This is a genomic window from Inhella sp., assembly GCF_041912635.1.
Taxonomy (GTDB): Bacteria; Pseudomonadota; Gammaproteobacteria; order Burkholderiales; family Burkholderiaceae_C; genus Inhella.
Window position 1 is genome coordinate 74,747 of the sequence record NZ_JAYRMO010000016.1, and the last position, 24,059, is coordinate 98,805.

At 69.6% G+C, this 24,059-nt stretch carries 23 protein-coding genes and 1 riboswitch; of the genes, 16 read left to right on the plus strand and 7 right to left on the minus strand.

Annotated features, from left to right (window positions below):
• Positions 1-15 precede the first annotated feature (15 nt).
• Positions 16-106: riboswitch (S-adenosyl-L-homocysteine riboswitch) on the minus strand.
• A 46-nt stretch (positions 107-152) separates the two neighbouring features.
• Positions 153-2,483: a UvrD-helicase domain-containing protein gene (locus tag ACE3QP_RS11235; RefSeq protein ID WP_374436109.1), complete on the plus strand. Its 2,331-nt coding sequence runs from the start codon at positions 153-155 to the stop codon at positions 2,481-2,483.
• On the opposite strand, the gene ACE3QP_RS11240 is transcribed toward ACE3QP_RS11235, so the two are convergent.
• Genes ACE3QP_RS11240 through ACE3QP_RS11255 form a run of 4 tightly spaced genes read right to left on the minus strand, consistent with a single transcriptional unit; the run spans position 2,470 to position 5,235 of the window.
• A complete protein-coding gene (locus ACE3QP_RS11240; protein WP_374436110.1) occupies positions 2,470-3,018 on the minus strand; it encodes a tRNA-uridine aminocarboxypropyltransferase in 549 nt (182 codons plus the stop codon). The genes ACE3QP_RS11235 and ACE3QP_RS11240 overlap by 14 nt on opposite strands.
• Positions 3,018-3,896, minus strand: coding sequence for a BPSS1780 family membrane protein (locus ACE3QP_RS11245; RefSeq protein ID WP_374436111.1), 879 nt, complete (start codon positions 3,894-3,896; stop codon positions 3,018-3,020). Before ACE3QP_RS11245 ends, ACE3QP_RS11240 begins: the two co-directional genes overlap by 1 nt.
• Positions 3,893-4,870, minus strand: coding sequence for a homoserine kinase (locus tag ACE3QP_RS11250; RefSeq protein WP_374436112.1), 978 nt, complete (start codon positions 4,868-4,870; stop codon positions 3,893-3,895). The genes ACE3QP_RS11245 and ACE3QP_RS11250 overlap by 4 nt, the downstream gene beginning before the upstream one ends.
• A complete protein-coding gene (locus ACE3QP_RS11255) occupies positions 4,870-5,235 on the minus strand; it encodes a hypothetical protein (RefSeq protein ID WP_374436113.1) in 366 nt (121 codons plus the stop codon). The genes ACE3QP_RS11250 and ACE3QP_RS11255 overlap by 1 nt, the downstream gene beginning before the upstream one ends.
• A gap of 232 nt (positions 5,236-5,467) precedes the next feature.
• Here ACE3QP_RS11255 and ACE3QP_RS11260 point away from each other — a divergent pair, with 232 nt between their 5' ends.
• Complete coding sequence (locus tag ACE3QP_RS11260; protein ID WP_374436114.1) at positions 5,468-6,292, plus strand: choice-of-anchor L domain-containing protein; 825 nt, start codon at positions 5,468-5,470, stop codon at positions 6,290-6,292.
• 67 nt (positions 6,293-6,359) lie between these two features.
• Positions 6,360-9,101: a DNA polymerase I gene (polA, locus tag ACE3QP_RS11265; protein WP_374436117.1), complete on the plus strand. Its 2,742-nt coding sequence runs from the start codon at positions 6,360-6,362 to the stop codon at positions 9,099-9,101.
• 13 nt (positions 9,102-9,114) lie between these two features.
• Here polA and ACE3QP_RS11270 read toward each other — a convergent pair whose 3' ends face one another.
• On the minus strand, positions 9,115-9,666 hold the full coding sequence (locus tag ACE3QP_RS11270; RefSeq protein ID WP_374436119.1) for a hypothetical protein: 552 nt from the start codon (positions 9,664-9,666) through the stop codon (positions 9,115-9,117).
• Positions 9,667-9,810: 144 nt separating this feature from the next.
• Between ACE3QP_RS11270 and ACE3QP_RS11275 the strand changes: the two genes are divergently transcribed.
• From ACE3QP_RS11275 to ACE3QP_RS11300, 6 genes are all read left to right on the plus strand, one after another.
• Positions 9,811-10,263: a copper chaperone PCu(A)C gene (locus ACE3QP_RS11275; protein ID WP_374436122.1), complete on the plus strand. Its 453-nt coding sequence runs from the start codon at positions 9,811-9,813 to the stop codon at positions 10,261-10,263.
• Positions 10,264-10,343: 80 nt separating this feature from the next.
• Positions 10,344-11,600: a lipoprotein-releasing ABC transporter permease subunit gene (locus ACE3QP_RS11280; protein ID WP_374436123.1), complete on the plus strand. Its 1,257-nt coding sequence runs from the start codon at positions 10,344-10,346 to the stop codon at positions 11,598-11,600.
• The gene (locus ACE3QP_RS11285) at positions 11,593-12,273 is read left to right on the plus strand and encodes an ABC transporter ATP-binding protein (RefSeq protein WP_374436125.1); all 681 of its coding nucleotides are present in this window, start codon (positions 11,593-11,595) and stop codon (positions 12,271-12,273) included. The genes ACE3QP_RS11280 and ACE3QP_RS11285 overlap by 8 nt, the downstream gene beginning before the upstream one ends.
• Positions 12,270-13,124: a formyltetrahydrofolate deformylase gene (gene purU, locus ACE3QP_RS11290; RefSeq protein ID WP_374436126.1), complete on the plus strand. Its 855-nt coding sequence runs from the start codon at positions 12,270-12,272 to the stop codon at positions 13,122-13,124. Before ACE3QP_RS11285 ends, purU begins: the two co-directional genes overlap by 4 nt.
• Positions 13,125-13,139: 15 nt before the next feature.
• Positions 13,140-13,946 carry a TatD family hydrolase gene (locus tag ACE3QP_RS11295; RefSeq protein WP_374436128.1) on the plus strand — a complete coding sequence of 269 codons (807 nt, stop codon included), beginning with the start codon at positions 13,140-13,142 and terminating at the stop codon, positions 13,944-13,946.
• A complete protein-coding gene (locus tag ACE3QP_RS11300; RefSeq protein WP_374436129.1) occupies positions 13,916-14,443 on the plus strand; it encodes a DNA-deoxyinosine glycosylase in 528 nt (175 codons plus the stop codon). Before ACE3QP_RS11295 ends, ACE3QP_RS11300 begins: the two co-directional genes overlap by 31 nt.
• Here the strand turns inward: ACE3QP_RS11300 and ACE3QP_RS11305 are convergent.
• Positions 14,421-15,323 carry a DMT family transporter gene (locus ACE3QP_RS11305; RefSeq protein WP_374436131.1) on the minus strand — a complete coding sequence of 301 codons (903 nt, stop codon included), beginning with the start codon at positions 15,321-15,323 and terminating at the stop codon, positions 14,421-14,423. The genes ACE3QP_RS11300 and ACE3QP_RS11305 overlap by 23 nt on opposite strands.
• Before the next feature lie 58 nt (positions 15,324-15,381).
• Here ACE3QP_RS11305 and ACE3QP_RS11310 point away from each other — a divergent pair, with 58 nt between their 5' ends.
• Both ACE3QP_RS11310 and ACE3QP_RS11315 read left to right on the plus strand, forming a co-directional pair.
• A complete protein-coding gene (locus ACE3QP_RS11310) occupies positions 15,382-16,278 on the plus strand; it encodes a LysR substrate-binding domain-containing protein (protein WP_374436132.1) in 897 nt (298 codons plus the stop codon).
• A gap of 39 nt (positions 16,279-16,317) precedes the next feature.
• Positions 16,318-17,781: a PQQ-binding-like beta-propeller repeat protein gene (locus ACE3QP_RS11315; RefSeq protein WP_374436134.1), complete on the plus strand. Its 1,464-nt coding sequence runs from the start codon at positions 16,318-16,320 to the stop codon at positions 17,779-17,781.
• Here ACE3QP_RS11315 and ACE3QP_RS11320 read toward each other — a convergent pair.
• Positions 17,778-18,587 (minus strand): mechanosensitive ion channel family protein, encoded by an 810-nt coding sequence (locus ACE3QP_RS11320; protein WP_374436136.1) that lies wholly within the window; start codon positions 18,585-18,587, stop codon positions 17,778-17,780. The genes ACE3QP_RS11315 and ACE3QP_RS11320 overlap by 4 nt on opposite strands.
• A 53-nt stretch (positions 18,588-18,640) precedes the next feature.
• Between ACE3QP_RS11320 and ACE3QP_RS11325 the strand changes: the two genes are divergently transcribed.
• Genes ACE3QP_RS11325 through ACE3QP_RS11345 form a run of 5 tightly spaced genes read left to right on the plus strand, consistent with a single transcriptional unit; the run spans position 18,641 to position 24,058 of the window.
• The gene (locus ACE3QP_RS11325) at positions 18,641-19,417 is read left to right on the plus strand and encodes a spermidine synthase (protein WP_374436138.1); all 777 of its coding nucleotides are present in this window, start codon (positions 18,641-18,643) and stop codon (positions 19,415-19,417) included.
• Positions 19,414-21,204: a GspE/PulE family protein gene (locus tag ACE3QP_RS11330; protein ID WP_374436142.1), complete on the plus strand. Its 1,791-nt coding sequence runs from the start codon at positions 19,414-19,416 to the stop codon at positions 21,202-21,204. The genes ACE3QP_RS11325 and ACE3QP_RS11330 overlap by 4 nt, the downstream gene beginning before the upstream one ends.
• A gap of 3 nt (positions 21,205-21,207) precedes the next feature.
• Positions 21,208-21,684, plus strand: a complete 477-nt coding sequence (locus tag ACE3QP_RS11335) for a tripartite tricarboxylate transporter TctB family protein (RefSeq protein WP_374436144.1) — start codon at positions 21,208-21,210, stop codon at positions 21,682-21,684.
• On the plus strand, positions 21,684-23,186 hold the full coding sequence (locus ACE3QP_RS11340) for a tripartite tricarboxylate transporter permease (RefSeq protein ID WP_374436146.1): 1,503 nt from the start codon (positions 21,684-21,686) through the stop codon (positions 23,184-23,186). The genes ACE3QP_RS11335 and ACE3QP_RS11340 overlap by 1 nt, the downstream gene beginning before the upstream one ends.
• Positions 23,183-24,058, plus strand: a complete 876-nt coding sequence (locus ACE3QP_RS11345; RefSeq protein WP_374436149.1) for a branched-chain amino acid ABC transporter permease — start codon at positions 23,183-23,185, stop codon at positions 24,056-24,058. The genes ACE3QP_RS11340 and ACE3QP_RS11345 overlap by 4 nt, the downstream gene beginning before the upstream one ends.
• The last annotated feature ends 1 nt before the right edge of the window (position 24,059 follow it).

A 24,059-nucleotide genomic window follows, 5' to 3' on the forward strand; every position in this document is an offset into this window, starting at 1 on the left:
CACCCACGTCGATTCAGCGGGTGAGCGCCGTTGCCGCAGGGGGCCTCGGCACCCCTGGCCTTCGAGCCTGGCCAGTCATCGACTGGTCGCAACGCTCCTCGAAGGCAAGGGCGCGATTCTAGGCCGCGAACCCGCCGACAATCCGCCCCCTCATGAATTCGACCCTGCTGCAGCACCTGAACCCCGAACAACTCGCCGCCGTCACCCTGGGGGACGAGCCGGCGCTGATCCTGGCCGGGGCGGGGTCCGGCAAGACGCGGGTGCTGACCACGCGCATCGCCTGGCTGCTCAGCCAGGGGCAGGTCGGCCCGGGTGGCGTGATGGCCGTGACCTTCACCAACAAGGCCGCCAAGGAGATGCAAACGCGCCTGGCGGCCATGCTGCCCTACAACGTGCGCGGCATGTGGATCGGCACCTTCCACGGCCTGTGCCACCGCTTTTTGCGCGCGCACTGGAAGGCCGCCGGCCTGCCGCAGGGCTTCCAGATCCTGGACGCCAGCGACACCGTGGCCGCCGTCAAGCGCGTCATCAAGGCCATGAACCTGGATGAGGAGCGTTTTGTGCCGAAGGCGGTGGCGCACACCATCGCCCACTGGAAGGAAGAGGCGGCGCGACCCAAGGACGTGGTTCCGCGCGACGAGCAGGAACGCAAGATCGTCGAGGTCTATGCCAACTACGAGGCGCAGTGCCAGCGCGAGGGCGTGGTGGATTTCGCCGAGCTGATGCTGCGCGTCTACGAGCTGATGCGCGACGACCCCGCGCTGCGCAGCCACTACCAGCAGCGCTTCCGCCATGTGCTGGTGGACGAGTTCCAGGACACCAACAAGCTGCAGTACGCCTGGCTGAAGCTGTTCGCTCCGCCCGGTGGCGGCGCCGTGTTCGCGGTGGGCGACGACGACCAGAGCATCTACGCCTTCCGCGGCGCGCAGGTGGGCAATATGCATGCCTTCGAGCGCGAGTACCGCATCGAGAAGTTCATCAAGCTGGAGCAGAACTACCGCTCCTGCGGGCACATCCTGGATGCCGCCAACCACCTGATCAGCCACAACGAGCGCCGCCTGGGCAAGACCCTGCGCACCGATCAGGGCCAGGGCGAGCCCCTGCGCGTGTTCGAGGCCCCGAGCGACTTCGACGAGGCGCGCTGGGTGCTGGAAGAGGCGCAGAGCCTGCACCGCGGCGGCCTGGCGCGCAGCGAGATCGCGCTGCTCTACCGCAGCAATGCGCAAAGCCGCGTCATCGAATCGGCGCTCTTCAATGCCGGCATCCCCTACCGCGTGTACGGCGGTCTGCGCTTCTTCGAACGCGCCGAGATCAAGCACGCGCTGGCCTACCTGCGCCTGCTGGAGAACGTCAATGACGACACCAGCTTCCTGCGGGTCGTCAATTTCCCGGCCCGGGCGATTGGTGCGCGCACGGTGGAGCAACTGCAGGACGCGGCCAAGGCGACCGGGCGCAGCCTGTGGCAGTCCGTTTCGGTGGTGCAGGGTCGGGCGGGTGCCAGCCTGCAGAAGTTCATCGAACTGATCGAGGGCCTGCGCCGCGCCACCGAGGGGCAGACCTTGCGCGCCATCGTTGAGCAGGTGGTCGAGGGCTCTGGCTTGGCGGCCCATTACCGCAGCGACAAGGATGGCGCCGAGCGCTTGGAGAACCTGGACGAACTGATCACGGCCGCCGAAAGCTTTGTGACCCAGGAGGGCTTCGGCAAGGACGCTGTGGCCCTGCCAGTCGATGAACTCGGCCAGGGCCCTGGACTCACGCCCGACGCCGACACCGGCGAGATCATGAGTCCGCTGGCCGCCTTCCTGACCCACGCCAGCCTGGAGGCCGGCGATAACCAGGCCCAGGCCGGGCAGGACGCACTGCAGCTGATGACCATCCATGCCGCCAAGGGCCTGGAGTTCGACGCCGTGTTTCTCACCGGGCTGGAAGAGGGTCTGTTCCCGAACGAGCGCGCGTTGCAGGACTTTGACGGCCTGGAGGAAGAGCGCCGCCTGATGTACGTGGCCATCACCCGCGCACGCAAGCGCCTGCACTTGAGCCTGGCGCAAAGCCGCATGCTGCATGGCCAGACCCGCTACCACGTGCGCAGCCGCTTCCTGGCCGAGCTGCCCGAGGAGAGCCTGAAGTGGCTCAGCCCCAAGCAGGGCGGTTTCGGCTCGGGTTTCGAGCGTGACTACGCCAATGCCTGGCAGCGCGGCGCGGGGCTTTCCGGCGTGGTGGGCGCCGGGCATCGCGAAGCGCGCAGCGGCTGGCCGGCCCCGAAGCCGGCCGCCTGGCAGCAGGCGGTGGCCGCGCCGCTGCCCAAGAAGGCCGAGCACGATTCCGGCCTGCGCGTGGGCCAAGCGGTGTTCCACAACAAGTTCGGCGAGGGCGTGGTGCTGACGCTGGAAGGCGCCGGGCCCGATGCGCGCGCCCACATCCAGTTCGGCCGCCATGGCGCCAAGTGGCTGGCGCTCTCGGTGGCCAAGCTCACGCCGATTTAACGCAGCGCTGCAGCTCGGCCACCAGGCCGGCCTGCAGTTGTAGCAGCGGCGCCGGGTCCAGGCCTTCCAGCTGCTGCAGCGCCGCGGCGCAGGCCTCCAGCGTGGAGAGCTGGTGCGCGGCCTGCGCCTTGCGCACCGTGTAGGCACTGGGCGCCGCGGCCGCCAGGTTCACACGCGGCAGGGCGGCCAGCCAGGGGTTGCGGTGCAGCAGCAGGCGGCTCTTGCGCCAGGTGCCGTCCAGCACGTAGAGGCGCAGGCGCTCGGGTGCCACGCCCGGCGGCACCGTGGAAGCTGCGCCCGGGTACAGCAAGGCCTCGGTGCGGCCCTCGGGGTTGGGCGACGGGTTGAAGGTCTCACCCACGCGCAGCTCGCAGCGCGCCAGCGCCAGGGCGAGCAGGCGCGCCGTGCCCTTGACTTCGTGCTGCTCCAACGGGTGCTGCAGGATGACGAGCTCCACTTGGTGCGCCAGCGGCGCCCCGGGCAGCAGCGCGCACAGGCAGCGCGCACGCAGGCAGCGCGCGCAGCGGCTGCGCATCAGTCCGGCTGTTGCGGGGGCGTGGGCTCGCTGCTGCCCTCGTCGGCCACGAAGCGGAAGCTGTCCACGAACATGAAGTAGAGCCCGCAATAGAACACTGACAGCATCAGCAGGGTGACCGGCATGACCAGCAGGGCCAGCAGACCCGGGCCGCCCAGCAGAGTGGTGAGCACGGCCAGCAGCACCGAGCTGGCCATCAGGATGCCCAACCAGCCCAGGCCGTTCAGCACGAAGGCGCTGCGGTTGCGCCACAGGCCCAGGGTGCTGGAAAACAGCGCCTGCAGCGCACCCTGGCCGCCCCAATGCACCAGCGCCGGCGCGTACCAGAAGGGGATCGAGACCAGCAGCAGACCGCCCATGCGCACCAGGGTGGCCCAGAGCAGGCTGGAGTCCGTCAGCGCCCGCGTCAGGGCCTCTTCGGCGGCCTTGCGCGCCTCTTCGCTCTGCCCGGCCTCGGCCATCAGGCGCTGCAGTTCCTCGAAGCGCCCGCCGTCGATGGCAGCGGCGGCCGCGATCACCGCCACGGTGGCCACCACGTAGGTCAGGGCCAGCGCCAGCTGCGCACGGCTGCGCGCCGGCGTCAGCCGAAAGGGTTGGCTGAACACCTGCCAGCTCACCGGGCGCTTTTGCAGCACCTGGTGCGTACACAGCATGTAGGCCAGCGACAGCAGCGGCAGCGCGGCCAAGCCCAGCAGGGCACCGACCATGCCCAGCAAGCTCAGCACCATGGCCGCCACCAGGAACATCGCCAGGGTGCTGCTGAGCGCCAGCGGTGCGCGGCGGAATACCTGCCAGCCCAGTGCGATCCAGCGCAGGCCCTGCTTCGGGGGCACGCTGTGCAGGGTCAGGCGCAGACCCAGGGGCTTGGCGGGGCTCAAGTGGCGTCCTTCATGGCATGCCAGGGGTTGAGGCGGCGCTCGCGCAGCACGCGCTCGAAATGCGTGGGGTCGTGGGGCTTCAGCAGCTGCGCGTCGCGCGGGCGGTACCAATCGTCCAACCGACTCAGCCAGAAGCGCAAGGCCGCCGCGCGCAGCAGGGCCGGCAGCAGGCGGTGCTCGGCGGCGGAAAGCGGCCGCTCGGCTTCGTAGGCGGCCACCAGGGCGGTGGCGCGTTCCTCGATCAGGCGGCCGCTGGCCAGGTCGATGCACCAGTCGTTCAGGCACACGGCCAGGTCGAACAGGAAGCTGTCCACGCCGGCGAAATAGAAATCGAACACGCCGCAGAGCTGTTCGCGCCCGGGCAGGCCTTCGAACATGGCGTTGTCGCGGAACAGATCGGCATGGATGGCGCCGCGCGGCAGCTCCTGGTAGGCGGCCGAGCCGGCCAGCTCCAGCTGGTAGTGCAGCTCGTCGCGCAGCAGGGCCGCGGTGTCGGCTGGCAACTGGTCCAGCAGCGTGGGGGCCACCTGCTGCCACCAGGGCAGGCCGCGCAGATTGGGCTGGAAGAGCGGGAAGTCCGCCACCGCGAGGTGCAGGCGCGCCAGGCAATGCCCGAGCTGCTCGCAATGGAAGACGTTGGGCGAAAGCTGGTGGCTGCCGCGCAGGCAGCTCACCACCGCGGCCGGCTTGCCCTGCAGCTCAAAGAGGATCTGGCCCTGCGCATCGGCCTGCGGCGCGGGCACCGGCAGGCCCTTGGCCGCCAGATGTTGCATCAGCCCCAGGTAGAAGGGCAGCTGCGCGGGCGTGAGGCGCTCGAACACCGTCAGCACGTAGCGGCCGGCGCTGCAATCGACGAAGAAATTGCTGTTCTCGATGCCGGCGCTGATGCCGCTGAGCTGCTGCAGCTCGCCCAGCTTCAGGCGGCTCAGCAGGGCTTGCACCTCATGCTCGGGGACGGGGGTGTAGACGGCCATCAGAAATCCAGCAGCTTCCAGCGGCGCGGGCCGATCTGGGCTTGTTCATCTTGGGGGCGCGGCGGCGCCATCTCGTAGGAAGGCGCACCGTTCTTGGGGTGCACCACGATGCGCAGCACGCGGCCGCGCGCGTCCAGATGCTCTTCGGTACGGGTCAGTTCGTCCTCGCGCACGCGCACCTGGCTGCCCTCTTCGCGCGCCAGACGGCGCCGTTGCGGTTCAGCGGGCACCGGAGTGGGCGCAGGGGCCGCCGTCGGCGGCGCCGGGGCCTGGCTCAGATCAGGGGGGCGGGGAGGGGACTCGGCGGCCTGCAGCAGGGGCTGCACGGCCAGCAGCAGAGCCGCACAGCACAGGGCTTTGGACATGGTCGGGCGATTCTAAGAAGCGCCATCCGAGGCCAGGCGGAGCCGCCCTGCTGGCAGCCGCGAATGAAATGTCGCCCAACTTGACTCTGATACATAAAGTTACGCAACCGGGAAAGCGCACTCCATGTGAATCAAGGGCTTGGCGCGGCGCGCATGTAATTGGCACGTATATTGCTTTGGACGTCCGTCCGCCGACGGGCGGTCTTTCACTCACCTACTGCAGATCCAACCCATGAAAAGCTTGCAACTCTGTCTCGGCGCCATCGCCCTCTCGATCGCTGGTCTGGCCCAGGCTGTCCCGGTGGTCAATGCCTCGACCGACGCCAACGCCCTGGCCAATGCCATCGGCGGCGTCGGCATCACCATCAGCAATGCGCAACTGATCACCAATGGCACGGCCCTGAACAACGCCGCCGGCCTGTTCAGCAGCGGTGCCGACACCGTGGGCTTCGACAAGGGCATCCTGCTGACCACCGGCACGGTGGCTTGCGCCGGTCAGTCCAACACCTCCAACAGCTGCGGCCAGAACGGTGGCGCGCCGGGCGGTGCGGCCGGCAATGACACCGTCAGCCTGAAGTTCGACTTCAGCTCGGACACCGGCAATGTGTTCTTCCGCTACGTGTTCGCTTCCGAGGAATACAACGAATACGTCAATGCCGGTGTGAACGATGCCTTCCAGCTGCTGCTGAACGGCACGAACATCGCGCTGCTGCCGGGTTCGGGCCAGGAGGTGTCGATTGACAACGTCAACTGCCTGAGCAACACCGCCCACTACCGGAACAACCGCGCCAATGGCCCGGCGGGCTGCACCAGCCTGAACCTGGACATCCAGTACGACGGCCTGACCACCGTGCTGACCGCTTCCGGCACCGGCCTGAGCGGCACCAACAGCTTCGAGTTCAAGATCTTCGATCGTGGCGACAACGTCTACGACTCGGCCGTGTTCATCCAGGCGGGTTCCTTCTCCGGCACCAACGATGTGCCCCTGCCCGGCACCCTGGCCCTCGCGGGCCTGGGCCTGATGGGCCTGGGCTTCGCCCAGCGTCGCAAGGCCTGAGCCTCGCTTCGCAACTGAAAGCGGCCCTGCGGGGCCGCTTTTTCTTGGCCCGCTGACAATGCCGCGCATGAATGCCGAGACCCCCCTCGTGCTGCTCGTCGACGGCAGCAGCTACCTCTACCGCGCCTACCACGCCATGCCGGATCTGCGCGGCCCGGACGGCCAGGCCACCGGCGCCGTGCATGGCATGGTGGCCATGCTCAAGCAGCTGCGCGACCGCTACCCCGGGGCCCATGCCGCCTGCGTGTTCGATGCCTCCGGCCCGACCTTCCGCGACGACTGGTACCCCGAGTACAAGGCCCAGCGCGCGCCCATGCCCGATGACTTGCGCGCCCAGATCCCGCTGATCCACCAGGTGGTGCAGTTGCTCGGCTGGCCGGTGCTGACCGTGCCCGGCATCGAGGCCGACGACGCCATCGGCACCCTGGCCAAGCTGGCCGAGGCGAGCGGGCATCAGGTGGTCATCAGCACCGGCGATAAGGATCTGGCCCAGCTGGTGACGCCCGCCGTCAGCCTGCTCAACACCATGAGCAACGAGCGCCTGGACGAAGCCGGCGTGCTGGCCAAGTTCGGCGTGCCGCCGAACCGCATCGTCGACTACCTGACCCTGATGGGCGACGCCGTGGACAACGTCCCTGGCGTGGACAAGGTCGGCCCCAAGACCGCCGCCAAATGGATTGCCGAGCATGGCTCGCTCGACGGCGTGGTGGCCGCGGCCGCCAGCATCAAGGGCGTGGCGGGCGAAAACCTGCGCAAGGCGCTGGACTGGCTGCCCACCGGCCGCAAGCTGGTGACGGTCAAGACCGATTGCGATCTCTCCGAACACCTGCAGCCCTGGCCTTCGGTGGAAGGCCTGGCCTTCAAGGCCGTAGACCGCGAGGGGCTGCTGGCCTTCTACACCCAGCATGGCTTCAAGAGCTGGAAGCGCGAGCTCGAAGGTCAGGGCGTGGCGCCCCAGACCCAGGCCGAGCCGGTGCAGGCCGAACCCCCGCCGCCGGCGCAGGACAAGCGCTACGAAACCGTCAGCAGCTGGGAACGCTTCGACGCTTGGCTGCAGAAGCTTCAGGCCACCAAGCTGGTGGCGCTGGACACCGAGACCGATTCGCTCAGCAACCTCGATGCCCGCATCGTCGGCCTGAGCTTCAGCGTGGCGCCCTGGGAGGCCTGCTACATCCCGCTGCGCCATGCCGGCATGGATCACCCGGAGCAGCTGCCGCTGGACGAGGTGCTGGCGCGGCTCAAGCCCTGGCTGGAAGACGGCACGCGCGCCAAGCTGGGACAGCATGTGAAGTACGACGCCCATGTGTTTGCCAACCACGGCATCCAGGTGCAGGGCTACACGCACGACACCATGCTGCAAAGCTATGTGCTCGAAGCCCACAAGAGCCACAGCCTGGAGGCCCTGGCCGAGCGCGAGCTGGGCCGCAAGGGCCTGAGCTACGAGGACCTGTGCGGCAAGGGGGCCAAACAGATTCCCTTCGCCCAGGTGGATGTGGCGCGCGCCGCCGAGTACTCGTGCGAGGACAGCGAGATGTGCCTGGGCGTGCACCAGCGCCTGCTGCCGCGCATCCTGGCCGAGCCCGGCCTGCGCTATGTGTACGAGCAGATCGAGATGCCCACCTCGGCGCAGCTGCTGCGTGTGGAGCGCAACGGCGTGCTGATCGACGCCGCCATGCTGCAGGCGCAGAGCCACGAGCTGGGCCAGCGCCTGCTGGCGCTGGAGCAGGAGCTCTACACCCTGGCCGGCCAGCCCTTCAACCTGGGCAGCCCCAAGCAGATCGGCGAGATCCTGTTCGGCAAGCTCGGCCTGCCGGTGAAGAAGAAGACCGCCACCGGCGCGCCCAGCACCGACGAAGAGGTGCTGACCGAACTGGCCGCCGACTTCCCGCTGCCGGCCAAGATCCTCGAGCACCGCGGCCTGGCCAAGCTCAAGAGCACCTACACCGACAAGCTGCCCTTGATGGTGAACCCACACACCGGCCGTGTGCACACCCATTACGCGCAGGCCGTGGCGGTGACGGGCCGGCTGGCCAGCAACGACCCGAACCTGCAGAACATCCCCGTGCGCACGGCGGAAGGCCGGCGCATCCGCGAGGCCTTCGTGGCTCCGCCGGGCCGCCTGATCGCCAGCGCCGACTACTCGCAGATCGAGCTGCGCATCATGGCCCACCTCAGCGAAGACCCGGCCATGCTGGCCGCCTTCGCCAGCGGTGCCGACATCCACAAGGCCACCGCCGCCGAAGTGTTCGGCACGCCGCTGGAGCAGGTGAGCACCGAGCAGCGTCGCGCCGCCAAGGCGATCAATTTCGGGCTCATTTACGGCATGGGTGCCTACGGCCTAGCGGCGCAGCTGGGCATCGAGCCCAAGGCCGCCAAGGACTACATCGACCTCTACTTCGCCCGCTTCCAGGGCGTGCGCCGCTACATGGACGAGACCCGCGCCGGCGCCAAGGCCAAGGGCTATGTGGAAACCGTGTTCGGCCGCCGCCTCTGGCTGCCCGAGATCAACAGCGGCAACGGCCCGCGCCGCGCCGGTGCCGAGCGCCAGGCCATCAATGCCCCCATGCAGGGCACGGCGGCCGATCTGATCAAGCTGGCCATGCTGGCGGTGCAGGCCGCCATCGACCGGGAGGGCAAGCAGACCCAGATCGTGATGCAGGTGCACGATGAACTGGTGTTCGAACTGCCCGAGAGCGAGCGTGACTGGGTGGCGAGCCAGGTGCCGGCGCTGATGGCCGGCGTGGCCCAGCTGAAGGTGCCGCTGCTGGCCGAGGTCGGGTTTGGAGCCAGCTGGGAGACGGCGCACTGAGCGCCTGAGGGCGTCAGCGCTTGCCGGTGCGCCGCCGCTCAAACGCCCCCGGCCGCGGCCCCGTGGGCAGGGGAGGGGCCAGGCCGGCGCGCGCCATGCAGACTTGCAGGCGCAGATCGGCAAGCGCCAGCCAGGCCGCGCCGCCATTGCGCGCCTCGCTGGCGCGCGAGAGACCGAACAGGAGTTTGTAGCGCCGCTGGCTCAGCAGCTGCAGGCGCCGGTTCAGGCGCATCACCACGCGCTGCAGTTCGGTGCCATCCGGTGCGCCGGGCACCAGCACGCAGGCCTGGCCGCGGCGCAATTCAAAGGCTTCGTAGGGCTGGCGCAGCAACTCTTCGCGCAGCATGGCCTGGCCTTCGCTCGGATCGGCCGGCGGCGCCGCGGCGTCGGCCCCCTGGGGGCGCGGCAGGAAGTCGAGCATGATCAGCACGCAATCGGCGTCGCGCCCGGCCTGCACCTCGTCCAAGGCCCGGTGCATGGCCATGCGCAGCGCGCGCCGGTCCTGCAGGTTCTGTTCGGCGTGCACCTGGGCTTCGCGTTCGAGCTCGTCCAACCAGATCGACATCTGGACCTCCCGGCGTATCTAAATGTTTCCGTAGTATGCGCAGATCCGGCGCAAATCCGCCGCTGCGGCGGTGCCCGGCCCCCCGGATGGCGGGTGCGCGGCGCACGGAACAATCCGCCCCTGAAGCCCTTGTTGGAGATCGTGATGAAGTCTTGGAAGCCCGGCGCCCTGGCGCTTGCGCTGCTCTTGTCCGGCCTGGCCCAGGCCCAGACCACCGCCAGCGAGGCCTGGGCCCGCGGCACGGTGGCGGCCCAGAAGGCCACCGGCGTGTTCCTGCAGCTGCGCTCGCCCGATGGCGCCAAGCTCGTGGGGGGCAGCACCCCGGCGGCGGCGCGGGTGGAGATCCATGAGATGCGCATGGACGACGGCGTGATGAAAATGCGCGAAGTCCCGGCGCTGGAGCTGCCGGCCGGGCAAATGGTGACGCTCAAGCCGGGCGGCTACCACCTGATGTTGATGGGCCTGAAGCAGCCGCTGAAGGCCGGCGACACCCTGCCGCTGACGCTGCAGATCGAGCGCCCGGGCAAGCCGGCCGAAACGCTGCAGTTGCAGGTGCCGGTGCGCGCGCTGGGCGGCCAGGGCGGCCACGGGCACTGAGGCCGGGCGCGCTCCCCAGCTTGCAGGGGCCGCGCGCCCGGGGCGCCCGGTAGCATCGCGCCCCCTGCGGGCCCAAATCCATGAATCTTCCTTACGAGCTGCAAGTCGGCTGGCGCTACCTGCGCGCCGGCAAGGGCGGCCGGCGCAACGCCTTCATTTCCTTCATTTCCGGCGTCTCGATGGTCGGCATCGCCCTGGGCGTGGCGGCGTTGATCGTCGTGCTCTCGGTGATGAACGGCTTCCAGCGCGAAGTGCGCGACGCCATGCTCAGCGCCATCGCCCACCTGGAAGTGACGCGCTGGGACGGCCTGGGCGTGGAGGACTGGCAGCCGCTGGCCCAGCAGGCCCAGGGCCTGCCCCAGGTGGCCGGCGTGGCGCCGTTTGTGAGCAGCCAGGCCCTGCTGGCGCGTGGCGAGGACATGCGCGGCGTGATGGTGCGCGGCGTGCTGCCCGAGCACGAACCCAAGGTCACCCCGATGGCAGGCAAGCTGGCCCCGGCGGTGCTGAACGAGCTGCAGCCGGGCCAGTGGAAGATGCTGATCGGCCAGGAACTGGCGCGCCAGCTGGGTGTGCAGGTGGGCGATGCCCTCACCGTGATGGCCCCCGGCGGCAGCGTGACCCCGGCCGGCGTGACGCCGCGCCTGCGCAGCTTCAAGGTGGCCGGCATCTTCCAGGCCGGGCATTACGAGTACGACGCCGGCTTGGTGATGATGCATCTGGACGACGCCGCCAAGCTCTTCCGCACCGGCGGGGCCAGCGGCCTGCAGCTGCGCCTGCACGACCTGCACACTGCCCGCGCCGTGGCCGATCAACTCCAGCCCACGCTGGGCCCCGATTGGCGCGTGCGCGACTGGACCCGCGCCAACCCCACCTGGTTCGCCGCCGTGCAGGTGGAGAAGCGCATGATGGGCATCATCCTCACGCTCATCGTCGCGGTGGCCGCCTTCAATCTCGTCAGCACCCTGGTGATGGTGGTGACGGACAAGCAGAGCGACATCGCCATCCTGCGCACCCTGGGCGCGAGCCCACGCAGCATCCAGGCCATCTTCATCGTGCAGGGCGCGTTCGCCGGCGTGGTTGGCACGCTCAGCGGCGTCGCCTTGGGCCTGCTGATCGCCTTCAATGTGGACGTCATCGTGCCGGCCATCGAGGGCCTGCTGGGCGCCAAGTTCTTGCCCGCCAACATTTACCTGATCAGCCAGATGCCCAGCGACCCGCAGCGCGGCGACATCCTGCCGATTGCCTTCATCTCCCTCGGCCTGGCGCTGCTGGCCACTCTCTACCCGAGCTGGCGCGCCGCACGCGTGCAACCGGCTCAGGCCCTGCGCTATGAGTGAACTTGTGTTGCAAGCTACGGGCCTGACCCAGCGCTTCCACGAAGGCCCGCTCGACGTCAGCGTGCTCAAGGGCCTGGACCTGACGGTGCGGGCGGGCGAGACGGTCGCCATCGTCGGCGCCAGCGGTTCGGGCAAGAGCACCCTGCTGCATTTGCTGGGCGGGCTGGAGCAACCCAGCGGCGGCCGCGTTCAGCTGATGGGCCGTGCGCTGACCGATTTCAGCGCCAGCGCCCTGGGCGCCTGGCGCAACCAGCACCTCGGTTTCGTCTACCAGTTCCACCACCTGCTGCCCGAGTTCTCGGCGCTGGACAACGTGGCCATGCCGCTGCGCATCCGCCGCATTCCGATGACCCAGGCGCGGGAGCAGGCGCGCGCCATGCTGGCCCGCGTGGGCCTGGCCGAACGCGTGGAGCACCGGCCGGCCGAGCTCAGCGGTGGCGAGCGCCAGCGCGTGGCCATGGCCCGTGCGCTGGTGACGAAGCCGGCCTGCGTGCTGGCCGATGAGCCCACCGGTAACCTCGACCGCGACACCGCCGACGGCGTCTTCCAGCTGATGCTGGACGCCGCTCGCGAGCAGGGCACCGCCTTCGTGCTGGTGACCCACGACATCGATTTGGCCGCCCGCTGCCAGCAGCGCTGGCGCCTGGACCACGGAACCCTGCACCCCGTATGAACGCCCGCTACATCCTCAAGCTCAGCTGCCCGGACCGCGCCGGCATCGTCCACGCCGTCACCGGCATCCTGCTGCAGACCCAGAGCAACATCCTCAGCTCCGCCCAGTACGGCGACCCGGACCACGCGCGTTTCTTCATGCGCATCGAGTTCGAGTCGAACGAGGCCCTGGCCACCTTGCGCGAGGCCTTCACGCCCCTGGCCGCGCAGATGCAGATGGACTGGGAGCTGGTGGACGCCGCGCACAAGACCAAGGTCATGATTTTGGTCAGCAAGTTCGGCCATTGCCTGAACGACATCCTGTTCCGCGTTGCCACCGCGCACCTGAACATCGAGGTCGTGGCCATCGCCAGCAACCACCGCGACTTCTACCAACTCGCGGCCTCGCACAACGTGCCCTTCCACCACCTGCCGCTGCTGAACGCCACGCCCGAGCAGAAGGCGGCGCAGGAAAAGAAGATCAAGGACATCGTGACCGAGCAGGGCGTCGAGCTGGTGGTGCTGGCCCGCTACATGCAGATCCTGAGCGAGGACCTGTGCGAGTTCCTGAACGGCCGCGCCATCAACATCCATCACAGCTTCCTGCCCGGCTTCAAGGGCGCGCGCCCCTACCACCAGGCCTTCGAGCGCGGCGTCAAGCTGATCGGCGCGACCGCCCACTACGTCACCAGCGATCTGGACGAGGGCCCGATCATTGAGCAGGAGGTCGCCCGCATCGACCACGCCCAGACTCCCGAGCAGCTCGCAGCCGTGGGCCGCGACATGGAGTGCGTGGCGCTGGCGCGGGCGATTCAGTGGCATGCCGCGCATCGGGTGCTGCTGAACGGCAAGCGTACCGTCGTGTTCCGCTGACTCGGAGCTTGTGGCATGTGGATCGACACCCACTGCCACTGGGACGCTCCCGAGTTCGCGGAGGACCGCGAGGCCGTGCGGGCACGTGCCCTGGCGGCCGGTGTCAAGCGCTTCATCGTTCCCGTCGTGCAGGCCAGCGACCTCGCCCGCACGCAGGCGCTGTGCCGCGCCGCCGGCCAGCCCTATGCGCTGGGCATCCATCCGCTCTACACGCCCGGGGCGCAGGACGCGGACCTGGCGCTGCTGGACCGGATGCTGCACGAGGCCGCAACCGACCCGCTGCTGGTGGCGGTGGGCGAAATCGGCCTCGACTTCTTTGTCCCCGGCCTGGACCCCGAGCGCCAGCAGTTTTTCTACGCCGCGCAGCTGAAGCTCGCGCGCAAGCACCAGCTGCCGGTGATCCTGCATGTGCGCAAGAGCGCGGATCAGCTGCTCGCCGGCCTGCGCCGCATCCCCGTACAGGGCGGCATCGCGCACGCCTTCAACGGCAGCACCCAGCAGGCAAACGCCTTCATCGAGCAGGGCTTCGCACTCGGTTTCGGCGGTGCCCTGACCTTCGAGCGTGCACTGCAGCTGCGGCGCCTGGCCGCCGAGCTGCCCGAGACCGCGCTGGTGCTGGAAACCGATGCGCCGGACATCCCGCCGCACTGGCTTTACAAGACCGCTGAACAGCGGCAGCAAGGCGAGCGCAGCCGCAACGAGCCCTGCGAGCTGCCGCGCATTGCCGAGACCCTGGCCGCGCTGCGCGGCTGGAGTCTTGAACAGACGGCCGCGATCACGAGTGCCAACGCATGCCGGGTGCTGCCCAAGCTGAACGGCTGATCGGCTTGGCGCCGGTCTGGCGCGCCGACGCCGAACTGCTGATTCTCGGCAGCTTCCCCGGCGCCGCCAGCCTGGCCGCGGCGCAGTACTACGCGCATCCGCGCAACGCCTTCTGGCCGCTGATGGCGGCGCTCACCGGCCAGGTCGATCTGCCCGCGCGCCCCTATGCCGAGCGCCTGCGGGCCCTGGTCGAGGCGCGCATTGCGCTCTGGGATGCCGTGGCCGCCTGTGTTCGGCCGGGCAGCCTGGACAGCGCCATTCGCGCCGCCGAACCCAGCGCCTTGCCGGAGCTGGTGGCGCGCCTGCCGGCGCTGCGCGCCATCGCTTGCAATGGCGACGCCGCCTGGCGCCAGACCCAGGCCCTGCTGCCCGGCGCGCCCTGGCCCCTGCTGCGCCTGCCTTCTACCAGCCCGGCCCATGCCGGCCTGAGCCTGGCCGACAAGCGCGCGCATTGGCTGGCGCAGCTCTCGGCTTTCAGGCCTTGCCCCAGCGGTTGACCACCAGCACCCCGCCCAGGGCCAGCGCACCGCCCAGCAGGATCTGCGGGCTCGGCCGCTCGCCCAGCAGGGCCAGGGCCATCAGCGTGGCCGTGGGCGGCACCAGGTAGAGAAAGCTCGCCGCCCGCGCCGCGCCGTAATGCGCCTGCGCCACCGCCCAGCAGCCATAGCCCAGCGCGGCCGGGAACAGGCCCAGGGCGATGACGGTCCAGATCCCTTGCACGCTGGCGCCTTGCGCCTGGGCCAGGCCTGCCGGCAGCCAGGGCAAGAGCAGCAAACCGCCCAGCACTACCACCCAGGCGGCGGTGCGCAGCCCGCCCAGGCGCGCCAGCAGCGGGCGCTGGACAACAAAGAACATCGCCAGGCAGGCGGCCGAACCCAGGATCTGCAGCGCCCCGGCGCCAAGATGCAGACCGCCGGGCTGGGCGGCGGCGATCAGGCCCACGCCGCCCAAGCTGAGCGCCATGCCCGGCCAGGCCCAGACGCGCAGGCGCTCGCCCAGCAGCAGCACGGCCAGCAGGGCCGTCATCACCGGCGCGGTGTTGGCGATGAAGCTGGCCGCACCGGCCGAGACGGTGCGCTGCCCGCTGTTCAGCAGCAGGTTGTAGGCCACGATGCCCAGGCCGGCGGCCAGCAGCAGGCGCGGCCATTCGCGGCCGCGCGGCAGTAGTTCGCGTCCGCCGGGCGCCAGCAGCAGCCAGGCGCCCATGGCCGCGCCGGCCACGGCGTAGCGCAGCGCCGCCAAGGGCAGGGGGCTGAACTCGGCCACGGCGGCGCGGATCAGCGGGAAGGAACTGGCCCAGAACAGCACGGTGGCCAGGGCGGCCAGCAGGCCGACGGGCACCAGAGCGACGGGGCGGGGCAGGGTGGTGGTGTTCATGGCCGCCAGTCTGGGCGGGCCGGGGCGGCCGAACCAGTCGGCCGGTACAGAATGAGCTGTGAGCTCTGCGTACAGCCTGCCCCAACACCTGCCACCGCTGGACTGCCTGCTGGCAGCGCTGGCGGTGGCCCGCACCGGTTCCTTCAGCGCGGCGGCGCTGGAGCTGGGCGTGACGCATGCGGCCATCAGCCGGCGCGTGGCCGGGGCCGAGACCTGGGCCGGCCTGCCGCTCTTCATCCGCCATGCGCGCGGCGCCAAACCCACGCCGGACGGCGAGCGATTGCTCACGCGCATCTGGCAGGGCCTGGACCTGCTGGACCATGCCGCCGACCGCGGCCGCAAGGTGCGCCGCCCCGTCACCGTGCGCCTGGCCACCACGCCCTCGATGGCGCGCTTCTGGTTGCTGGAGCGCCTGGCCGCGCTGGAGCAGGCGGCGGGCGGTTTGCGCATCGAGCTGCTGACCGAATCGCGCCTGGTCGATCTGGCCGGCGAGGGCGTGGACCTGGCACTGCGCTACGGCGCCGGGCGCTGGCCGGGCGTGCGCAGCCAGGCCCTGTTCGCGCACGAGGAGCTGGTGCCGCTGGTGCCCCGCACACTGCTGGCGCCGGGCCGGCACGCGCCCAAGGCCTTGCTGACCCTGCCGCGCCTCTTCAATGCCGATGCCAGCGGCTGGCGCCATTGGTGCGAGGCCCAGGGCCTGGCCTTCCGCGCCCAGCCGGCCGACCGCACCCTGCAGGGCTACGAGCTGGTGCAGCAGGCGGCGCGCTGCGGCCTGGGCGTGGCCCTGGTGCAGGCACCGCTGCTGGAAGCCGAGCTGCCACCCGAGCTCTGGCTGGCGCGCCAATGGGCGGTGAAGGCGCGCCTGGGCTGGCATTTGCTGCGCCCGGCCGAACGCCCGCTGGGCGAGGGCGCCGAGCGCGTGGCCCAAGCCCTGCTGCAACTGGCGCGGCCCTGACCTTTGGATCGGACGCACGCCCGTCCGAGGATGGCGCGCATGCAAAGACGCCCCCTGGTGCTGGCCGCCGCCGGCCTGCCTCTTGTCGCCCAGGCCGCGACGGCTTTCGACCCGAGCGGCAGTTGGGTCGCCACGCTGCGCCACGCCGGCGAGTCCACCCCCATCGGCCTGCGCTTCGCGCCCCATGCCGAGGGCGGCTGGACGGTCCAGGCCACGCTGCCCGCCATCCACGCCTGGAACGCGCCCTTCGGCCGCGCCCGCTGGCAGGACGGTGCGCTGCAACTGGGCAGTGGCTGGCAGCTGCAGCCCAGCCGCGATGGCCGGCGCCTGCTTGGCGCCATGCCCGAGTTCCTGCTGCCGCGCCTGCGCCTGCCCCTGGTGCTGGAGCGCGGCGAACTGCCGCAGCCGCCCCGTGCCCTGCCCGACCTGCCCCCACCGCGCACCCTGTGGCGGCGCGAGCTGGGCGCGCCGCTCTGGGCCGACCTGCTGCGCGCGGGTGACAGCCTGTTCGCCAGTGACGACGCCGGCGTGCTGCACGCGCTGGACCTGGCCGATGGCCACACCCGCTGGCAGGCCCGTACCGGTGGTGCACTGCGCTGCCGCCCGCTGCTGCACCAGGGCCAGCTGCTCGTGCCCAGCGACGACGGCCTGCTGCATGCCTTCGAGGCCGGCAGCGGTGCCCCGGTCTGGCAGCTGCCGTTGCAGGATCAGCCGGTGCGGCGCATCCCGCCCGGCCAGCCCGGCGCACGCTTTGACCGCTTCGGCGCCGGCGTGGCGCTGCAGGGCGAGGCCCTGCTCACGGCCAGCCACGCCGGCCGCCTGGCGTGTTGGCAATTGGGCAATGCGCCCGAGCGGCGCCTGCGCTGGCAGGCCGACATCGGCCACAGCCTGCTCGGCACGCCGGTGATCGCCGGCGGCCTGGTCGTGCTCGGCGCCTTCGACGGCAGCGTGCGCGCCTTCGAGCTGGCGAGCGGGCGCGAACGCTGGCGCTTTGAGACCGGCGCGCCGGTGGTGTCCGCGGTGTGGGTGGAGGACGGCCTGGTGCTGGTCGGCTCACGCAGCTACGAGCTGTTCGCGCTGCGCCTGGCTGATGGCGCCGAGGCTTGGCGGCGCTACCACTGGTTCAGCTGGGTCGAGTCGGCCGTCAATGGCCTGGACGGCCTGGCCTACCTGGGCTCGTCGGACGGCGCGCACTTGAGCTGCTGGGCGCCGCGCACGGGCCGGCTGGTCTGGCGCCGCGACGTGCATGGCTGGGCCTGGGGCTCACCCGCGCTGGACGCGCAGCGCGTGGCCATCGGCACCTCGGCCCTGCCCGGCTACACAGTGGGGCACGAGGCCTCGGTCTGGTCTTTCGAGCGGCGCAGCGGCCGGCCGCATTGGCGAGCGCCGCTGGCGGCGCCCGCCAGCCCGGCGACCTATGGCGTCACCGGCAGCCTGGCGCTGGCACCGGGCCAGGTGTTCGCCGCCACGCTGGGCGGCGAACTGCTGGCCTTTGCTGACTAGCGGTTGCGCGGCGTGATCGGCGTCTCCGGCACCGGGTAGCCGGCCGCACCGAAGGTGGCGACGATGGCCTTGTGGGTGTCGAAGTAGACCTGCCAGTAGTGGTCGGTGTGGCAATAGGGCCGCACGCACAGCAGCGGACCTTCGGGCGTGAACTGCAGGATCTCGATGTCCGGCGCCGGTTCGGACTTGACGTTGGCGATGGCGGCGATGGCCGGCTTCAGGCGCGCGATCGCGTCGAGCGGATCGACGCTATTGGCCACCTTGGCCAGGCAGTCCACGCGGCGGTGGGGCAGGGCGGAGAAGTTCTGGATCGCGCTGCCGAACACCACGTTGTTGCCGACGATGGTCTGCACGTTGTCCGGCGTGGTGACGGTGGTACCGAACAGGCCGATCTCCGTCACCGTGCCGGTGATGCCACCGGCGCTGATGAAGTCCCCCACCTTGAAGGGCCGCAGCACCTGCATGAACACGCCGGCCGCGAAGTGGCCGAGCAGCCCGCTCCAGGCCATGCCGATGGCCACCCCGGCGCCGGCCAGCAGGGCGGCGAAGCTGGTGGTCTTGACACCAAAGATGTCCAGGATGGCCAGGATCAGCACCAGGTTCAAGAGCACGCTGAGGATCGAGCGCAGGTAATTGCTGAGCGTCTGATCCACCTTCTTGCCGGCGGCAAGCGCGCGGCTGAACAGGTTCAGGGCCAGGGCGATCAGCCAGCGGCCGACGATCCAGGCGGCAATGGCGGCCAGCACCTTGAGGCCGAACTCGGCCCCCTGCGTGCTCAGAAACTGCCAGATGGCTTCGGTGTTCATGGGGCGACTCCCGGGGTGTTGAGGGCCGGGCGACTGTAGACAATCGCCGCCCCATGCCTGAACTCCTTGAAGACGACCTCCCCGAGGTCACGATCTCCGACTACGCCGGAGTCCGCTCGCTGCACCTGGACAGCATCTGGGTGCAGGGCGCGATGCGCATCAGCAAGCCCCTGAAGCTGGAGCTGGAGTACATCCAGCGCATGATGGCGCCGCTGCTCTGGCAGCCGCCCGAGGCCTGGCGCGAGGGCCTGTGCGTGCAGCTCGGCTTGGGCGCGGCGGCGCTGACCAAGTTCTGCCACCAGGTGCTGGGCCGGCCCACCGAGGCGGTGGAGCTGCACCCCGGCGTGCTGCGCGTGTGCCGGCACTGGTTCCACCTTCCGGCAGATGGTGATGGCCTGCAGGTGCACCTGGCTGACGCTGCGGATTGGCTGCGCGAGGGCTCGCGCCGCGGCCAGGTGCAGCTGCTGCACGTGGACCTGTACGACCACGAGGCCGCCGCACCGGTGCTGGACGATGAAGGCTTCTATGCCGAATGCCGCGAGCTGCTGGCGCCGGGTGGCGGCATGGCCGTGAACCTGTTCGGCCGCCAGGCCTCGTTCGAGCGCTCCTGCGCGCGGATCGCGGCGGCCTTCGGGGCCGATTCGGTGTGGCGCCTCGCAGCGACCAAGGAAGGCAACACCGTGGTGGTAGCCACCCGGGAAAACGCTCTCCCGGACAAGGCCGAACTGCAAAGGCGCGCCACTACCATCGACGCCACTCTGGGCCTGCCCGCCAAGCGTTGGCTGCGCGGTCTCAAGCCCTGGCTCCCTTCTTCCGACGAGCGCGAATGAGTTCGAAGTCCCGTCCGCCCCCGCCGCCCCCCGCGACCGACGCGCGTCTGAACTGGCGCACCCTGCTGCAGTGGCTGCAGGAGGACGGGATGATCGATGTCGAAACGGCCAGCTCCACCGAGAGCCGCTTTGCCGTGGGGGACAGTGCCATGCACCCGCTGGTGCGTCTGGGGCGTGCCGGCTTGCAGCGTGCCGGCACCCAGCGCAGCCTGGATACCGAGGCGCTGACCGAATGGCTGGCCACGCGCGCCAAGTTGCCCTACCTGCGCATCGACCCGCTCAAGGTGGAAGTGGGCCGCGTCGCCGATGTGATGAACGCCGCCTACGCCGAGAAGCACCGCTGCCTGCCGGTGCTGATGGGGCTGAGCGACATCACCATCGCCACCAGCGAGCCCTTTGATGTGGCCTGGGTGCCGCAGATCGAGAGCCATTCGCGCAAGACCGTCAAGCTGGTGGTGGCCAACCCGCAGGACATCAGCCGCTTCACCACCGAGTTCTTCACGCTGGCCAAGTCGGTGCGTGCCGCCACCAAGAGCGGTGAGGTGGCCGGGCTGGCCAGCTTCGAGCAGCTGGTGGAGCTGGGCAAGAGCAACAAGCAGCTTGACGCCAATGACCAGGGCGTGGTGCAGGTCGTGGACTGGCTGTGGCAGTACGCCTTTGACCAGCGCGCTTCTGACATCCATCTGGAGCCGCGCCGCGAGATCGGCCTGATCCGCTTTCGCATCGACGGCGTGCTGCATACCGTCTACCAGCTGCCCAGCTCGGTGATGAGCGCCATGATCTCGCGCGTCAAGCTGCTCGGTCGCATGGACGTGGTGGAGCGCCGCCGCCCGCTCGACGGTCGCATCAAGACGCGCAACCCGGCCGGCGAGGAGGTGGAAATGCGCCTCTCCACCCTGCCCACCGCCTTCGGCGAGAAGATGGTGATGCGCATCTTCGACCCCGACAACGCGCTCAAGGAGCTCGACCAGCTCGGCTTCAGCCGCCACGACGCCGAGCGCTGGAACCAGCTGGTGGCGGCCCCGCACGGCATCGTGCTCGTCACCGGCCCCACCGGCTCGGGCAAGACGACGACTCTTTATTCCACGCTCAAGCGCCTGGCCACGGACGAGGTCAACGTCTGCACCATCGAAGACCCGATCGAGATGATCGAGCCGGCCTTCAACCAGACGCAGGTGCAGCAGACCCTGGACTTCGGCTTCAGCGAGGGCCTGCGCGCCCTGATGCGCCAGGACCCCGACATCATCATGGTGGGCGAGATCCGCGACCTGGAAACCGCCGAGATGGCCATCCAGGCCGCGCTGACCGGCCACCTCGTGTTCAGTACCCTGCACACCAACGATTCGGTGTCGGCCATCACGCGCCTGATTGATCTGGGTGTGCCCGCCTACCTCATCAGTGCCACCGTCATCGGTGTGCTCGCCCAGCGCCTGGTGCGCACTTTGTGCCCGAACTGCAAGGAGCCGGACTCCAGCATCAGCGTCGAGACGCTGAACGAGCTGGTCAAGCCCTGGCGCATGTCGGGAGAGCTCAGGCCCTACCGGCCTGTGGGTTGTCTTGACTGCCGTCACACCGGCTTTCGGGGCCGCGCTGGCCTGTACGAGCTGCTGAACCTGAGCGAGCCGGTGCGCCAGCATCTGATGCCCAGCCCGAACATGGCTGCGCTGCGCCGTGCCGCGGCCCACGAGGGCCTGCGTGCCTTGCGCCTGAGCGGTGTGCGCAAGGTGTCGGAGGGCGTGACGACCTTGGAAGAAGTGCTGCGCAGTACGCCTGCCTGGGAGAGTTGAACGATGACGCCCAAGGGTTCGCGGGACTTCTTCGCCGGGTTGCTCTTCATCGCTCTGGGCATTGCCTTTGCCTGGGGGGCCACGGCCTACAGTTTTGGCGATGCTGCGGCGCCCGGTCCGGGCTACTTCCCCTTTGGCCTGGGCGTGCTGCTGGCCTTGCTGGGCGGCATGGTGCTGTTCAAGTCGCTCAGCATCGAATCCGAAGGCGGCCAGCCGGTCGGGCCGATCGCCTGGCGGCCGCTGCTGGCCATCGTGCTGGCGGTCGTGGGCTTCGGCCTGGGCCTGCATCGGCTGGGGCTGCTGCTCACGGTGACCGGTGTGGGCTTCGGCGTCTCCTTCGCTGGGCGTGAGGCCAGGCTGTGGGAAGCCCTGCTGTTGGGCCTGGGTCTGGCCCTGTTCAGCTGGGCGGTGTTCGTGGCGGGCCTGGGCTTGCCGCTGCCGGTCTGGCCCAGCCCCGTTTCCACATGGTGGCCACATTGATGTGGGACCAGCTGGCCCTGGGCCTGAGCACGGCGCTGAGCCTGACGAACCTGGGCTATGCGCTGTTCGGCGCGTTGCTGGGCACCTTGATCGGCGTGCTGCCGGGTCTGGGGCCGGTGGCCACCATCGCCATGCTGCTGCCCACCCTGCATGGGCTGGACGCCACGCCGGCTCTGATCATGCTGGCCGGCATCTACTACGGCGCCCAGTACGGCGGCTCCACCACGGCCATCCTGATCAATGTGCCGGGCGAGGCCAGCTCGGTCGTCACCGCGCTGGACGGCTACCAGATGGCGCGCCAGGGCCGCGCCGGCGCGGCGCTATCCATTGCGGCGCTGGGCAGCTTCTTCGCCGGCTGCGTGGGCACGGCCCTGATCGTCATGTTCGCGCCACCCCTGGTCACCCTATCCCAGCAGTTTGGCCGGCATGAGTACTTTTCGTTGATGGTGCTGGGCCTGGTGGGCGCGGTGGCGCTGGGGCAGGGGGCGCCGGTCAAGTCGGTGGCCATGGTGGTGCTGGGCATCCTGCTGGGCCAGGTCAATTCCGATGTGATGACGGGCCAGCCGCGCTTCAGCTTCGGCTTCATGGAGCTGAGCGATGGCATCGGTTTCGTCGTCATTGCCATGGGGCTGTTCGGCTTTGGCGAAATCATTGCCTCGCTCTCGCAGCCGGAAGGGCAGCGCGAGGTCTTCACCAAGTCCGTCCACGGCCTCTGGCCCAGCCGTGCCGATCTGCGCGCTGCTGCTCCGGCGGTGCTGCGCGGCACCGGCCTGGGTTCGCTGCTGGGCGTGCTGCCCGGCGGCGGCGCCTTGTTGGCGGCCTTTGCCTCCTACACGCTGGAAAAGAAGCTGGCCAAGGACCCGAGCCGCTTCGGCCAGGGCGCCATCGAGGGCGTGGCCGGGCCCGAGAGCGCCAACAACGCCGGCGCGCAGACCAGCTTCATTCCCATGCTGGTGCTGGGCATCCCGCCCAATGCGGTGATGGCCCTGATGGTGGGCGCGATGACGCTCAAGGGCATCCAGCCCGGCCCGCAAGTGATGCAGAGCAACCCGGCGCTGTTCTGGGGGCTGATCGTCTCGATGTGGGTGGGCAACCTGATGCTGGTGGTGCTGAACCTGCCGCTGATCGGCCTGTGGATCCGCCTGCTCAGCGTGCCCTATCGCCTGCTGTTCCCGGCCATCGTGGTGTTCTGCTGCATCGGTGCCTACTCGATCAACAACAACGTCTTCGATGTCTACCTGACCGCCGGCTTTGCGCTGCTCGGCTATGTGTTCCACAAGCTGAGCTGTGAACCCGCGCCGCTGCTGATGGGCTTCATCCTCGGCGGCATGATGGAAGAGACCCTGCGTCAGGCACTGCGCATTTCGCGCGGCGACTGGAGCAGCCTGGTCACGCGGCCGCTTTCGGCCGGCCTGTTGCTGGCCGCCGCGGTGCTGCTGGTGTTGATGATCCTGCCCTCGATCCGCAAGAAGCGCGACGAGGCCTTCGCCGAGGGGGCGTGATGGAGTTGCAGGTCCTGGTCTCCGGAATTGCCCAGGGCTGCATCTACGGCCTGATCGCGCTCGGCTTCGTGCTGATCTACAAGGCCACCGAGACAGTCAGCTTTGCGCAGGGCGACATCATGATGGTCGGCGGCTTCGTGGCGCTGCTGCTGATCAACCAGCTCGGGCTCTCGCTCTGGCTGGCTTTGCCCCTGGCCGTGCTGGCGCTGGCCGCCTTCGGGCTGGGCATCGAGCGGCTGATGATCCGGCCGGTGTTGGGTCAGCCGGCCTTTGCCATCGTCATGCTCACCCTGGGCCTGGGTTATCTGGCGCGCGGCGTCATCACCATGCTGCCGGTGGTGGGCACCGAGACGCATCGGCTCGAACTGCCCTATTCGGGCCCGGTGACGCTGCCCGGCGGCATCGTGCTGGCGGTGGAGCAGTTGGTGGTGATCGGCCTGACGCTGCTCCTGAGCCTGGGTCTATACGCGCTGTTCCGGTTCACGCGCGTCGGCGTCGCCATGCAGGCGGCCTCGCAGAACCAACTGGCGGCCTACTACATGGGCATCCCGGTGCGGCGGCTGAACGGCTATGTGTGGGCCCTGGCGGCCGGGGTGGCTGCGGTGGCGGCCGTGCTGCTGGCGCCCATCACTTTCGTGCACGCGAACATGGGTCTGATCGGCCTGAAGGCCTTTCCGGCCGCGGTGGTGGGTGGCTTCGGCAGCCTGCCCGGCGCCATCGTCGGCGGCATCGTCATCGGCGTGGTCGAGGCGCTGGCGGGCTTCTACCTGCCCGAAGGGGTCAAGGACATCAGCGCCTATGTGTTGGTGCTGCTGGTGCTGATGCTGATGCCGCACGGCCTGTTCGGCGAGCGCCTGGCCAAGAAGGTGTAGG

Bases quoted from the DNA above. Each gene is read 5' to 3' on its own strand.
- ACE3QP_RS11235 (WP_374436109.1), top strand. From the start codon at position 153: ATGAATTCGACCCTGCTGCAGCACCTGAACCCCGAACAACTCGCCGCC.
- ACE3QP_RS11240 (WP_374436110.1), bottom strand. From the start codon at position 3,018: ATGCGCAGCCGCTGCGCGCGCTGCCTGCGTGCGCGCTGCCTGTGCGCG.
- ACE3QP_RS11250 (WP_374436112.1), bottom strand. From the start codon at position 4,870: ATGGCCGTCTACACCCCCGTCCCCGAGCATGAGGTGCAAGCCCTGCTG.
- ACE3QP_RS11255 (WP_374436113.1), bottom strand. From the start codon at position 5,235: ATGTCCAAAGCCCTGTGCTGTGCGGCTCTGCTGCTGGCCGTGCAGCCC.
- ACE3QP_RS11260 (WP_374436114.1), top strand. From the start codon at position 5,468: ATGAAAAGCTTGCAACTCTGTCTCGGCGCCATCGCCCTCTCGATCGCT.
- polA (WP_374436117.1), top strand. From the start codon at position 6,360: ATGAATGCCGAGACCCCCCTCGTGCTGCTCGTCGACGGCAGCAGCTAC.
- ACE3QP_RS11270 (WP_374436119.1), bottom strand. From the start codon at position 9,666: ATGTCGATCTGGTTGGACGAGCTCGAACGCGAAGCCCAGGTGCACGCC.
- ACE3QP_RS11275 (WP_374436122.1), top strand. From the start codon at position 9,811: ATGAAGTCTTGGAAGCCCGGCGCCCTGGCGCTTGCGCTGCTCTTGTCC.
- ACE3QP_RS11280 (WP_374436123.1), top strand. From the start codon at position 10,344: ATGAATCTTCCTTACGAGCTGCAAGTCGGCTGGCGCTACCTGCGCGCC.
- ACE3QP_RS11285 (WP_374436125.1), top strand. From the start codon at position 11,593: ATGAGTGAACTTGTGTTGCAAGCTACGGGCCTGACCCAGCGCTTCCAC.
- purU (WP_374436126.1), top strand. From the start codon at position 12,270: ATGAACGCCCGCTACATCCTCAAGCTCAGCTGCCCGGACCGCGCCGGC.
- ACE3QP_RS11295 (WP_374436128.1), top strand. From the start codon at position 13,140: ATGTGGATCGACACCCACTGCCACTGGGACGCTCCCGAGTTCGCGGAG.
- ACE3QP_RS11300 (WP_374436129.1), top strand. From the start codon at position 13,916: ATGCCGGGTGCTGCCCAAGCTGAACGGCTGATCGGCTTGGCGCCGGTC.
- ACE3QP_RS11305 (WP_374436131.1), bottom strand. From the start codon at position 15,323: ATGAACACCACCACCCTGCCCCGCCCCGTCGCTCTGGTGCCCGTCGGC.
- ACE3QP_RS11315 (WP_374436134.1), top strand. From the start codon at position 16,318: ATGCAAAGACGCCCCCTGGTGCTGGCCGCCGCCGGCCTGCCTCTTGTC.
- ACE3QP_RS11320 (WP_374436136.1), bottom strand. From the start codon at position 18,587: ATGAACACCGAAGCCATCTGGCAGTTTCTGAGCACGCAGGGGGCCGAG.
- ACE3QP_RS11325 (WP_374436138.1), top strand. From the start codon at position 18,641: ATGCCTGAACTCCTTGAAGACGACCTCCCCGAGGTCACGATCTCCGAC.
- ACE3QP_RS11330 (WP_374436142.1), top strand. From the start codon at position 19,414: ATGAGTTCGAAGTCCCGTCCGCCCCCGCCGCCCCCCGCGACCGACGCG.
- ACE3QP_RS11335 (WP_374436144.1), top strand. From the start codon at position 21,208: ATGACGCCCAAGGGTTCGCGGGACTTCTTCGCCGGGTTGCTCTTCATC.
- ACE3QP_RS11340 (WP_374436146.1), top strand. From the start codon at position 21,684: ATGTGGGACCAGCTGGCCCTGGGCCTGAGCACGGCGCTGAGCCTGACG.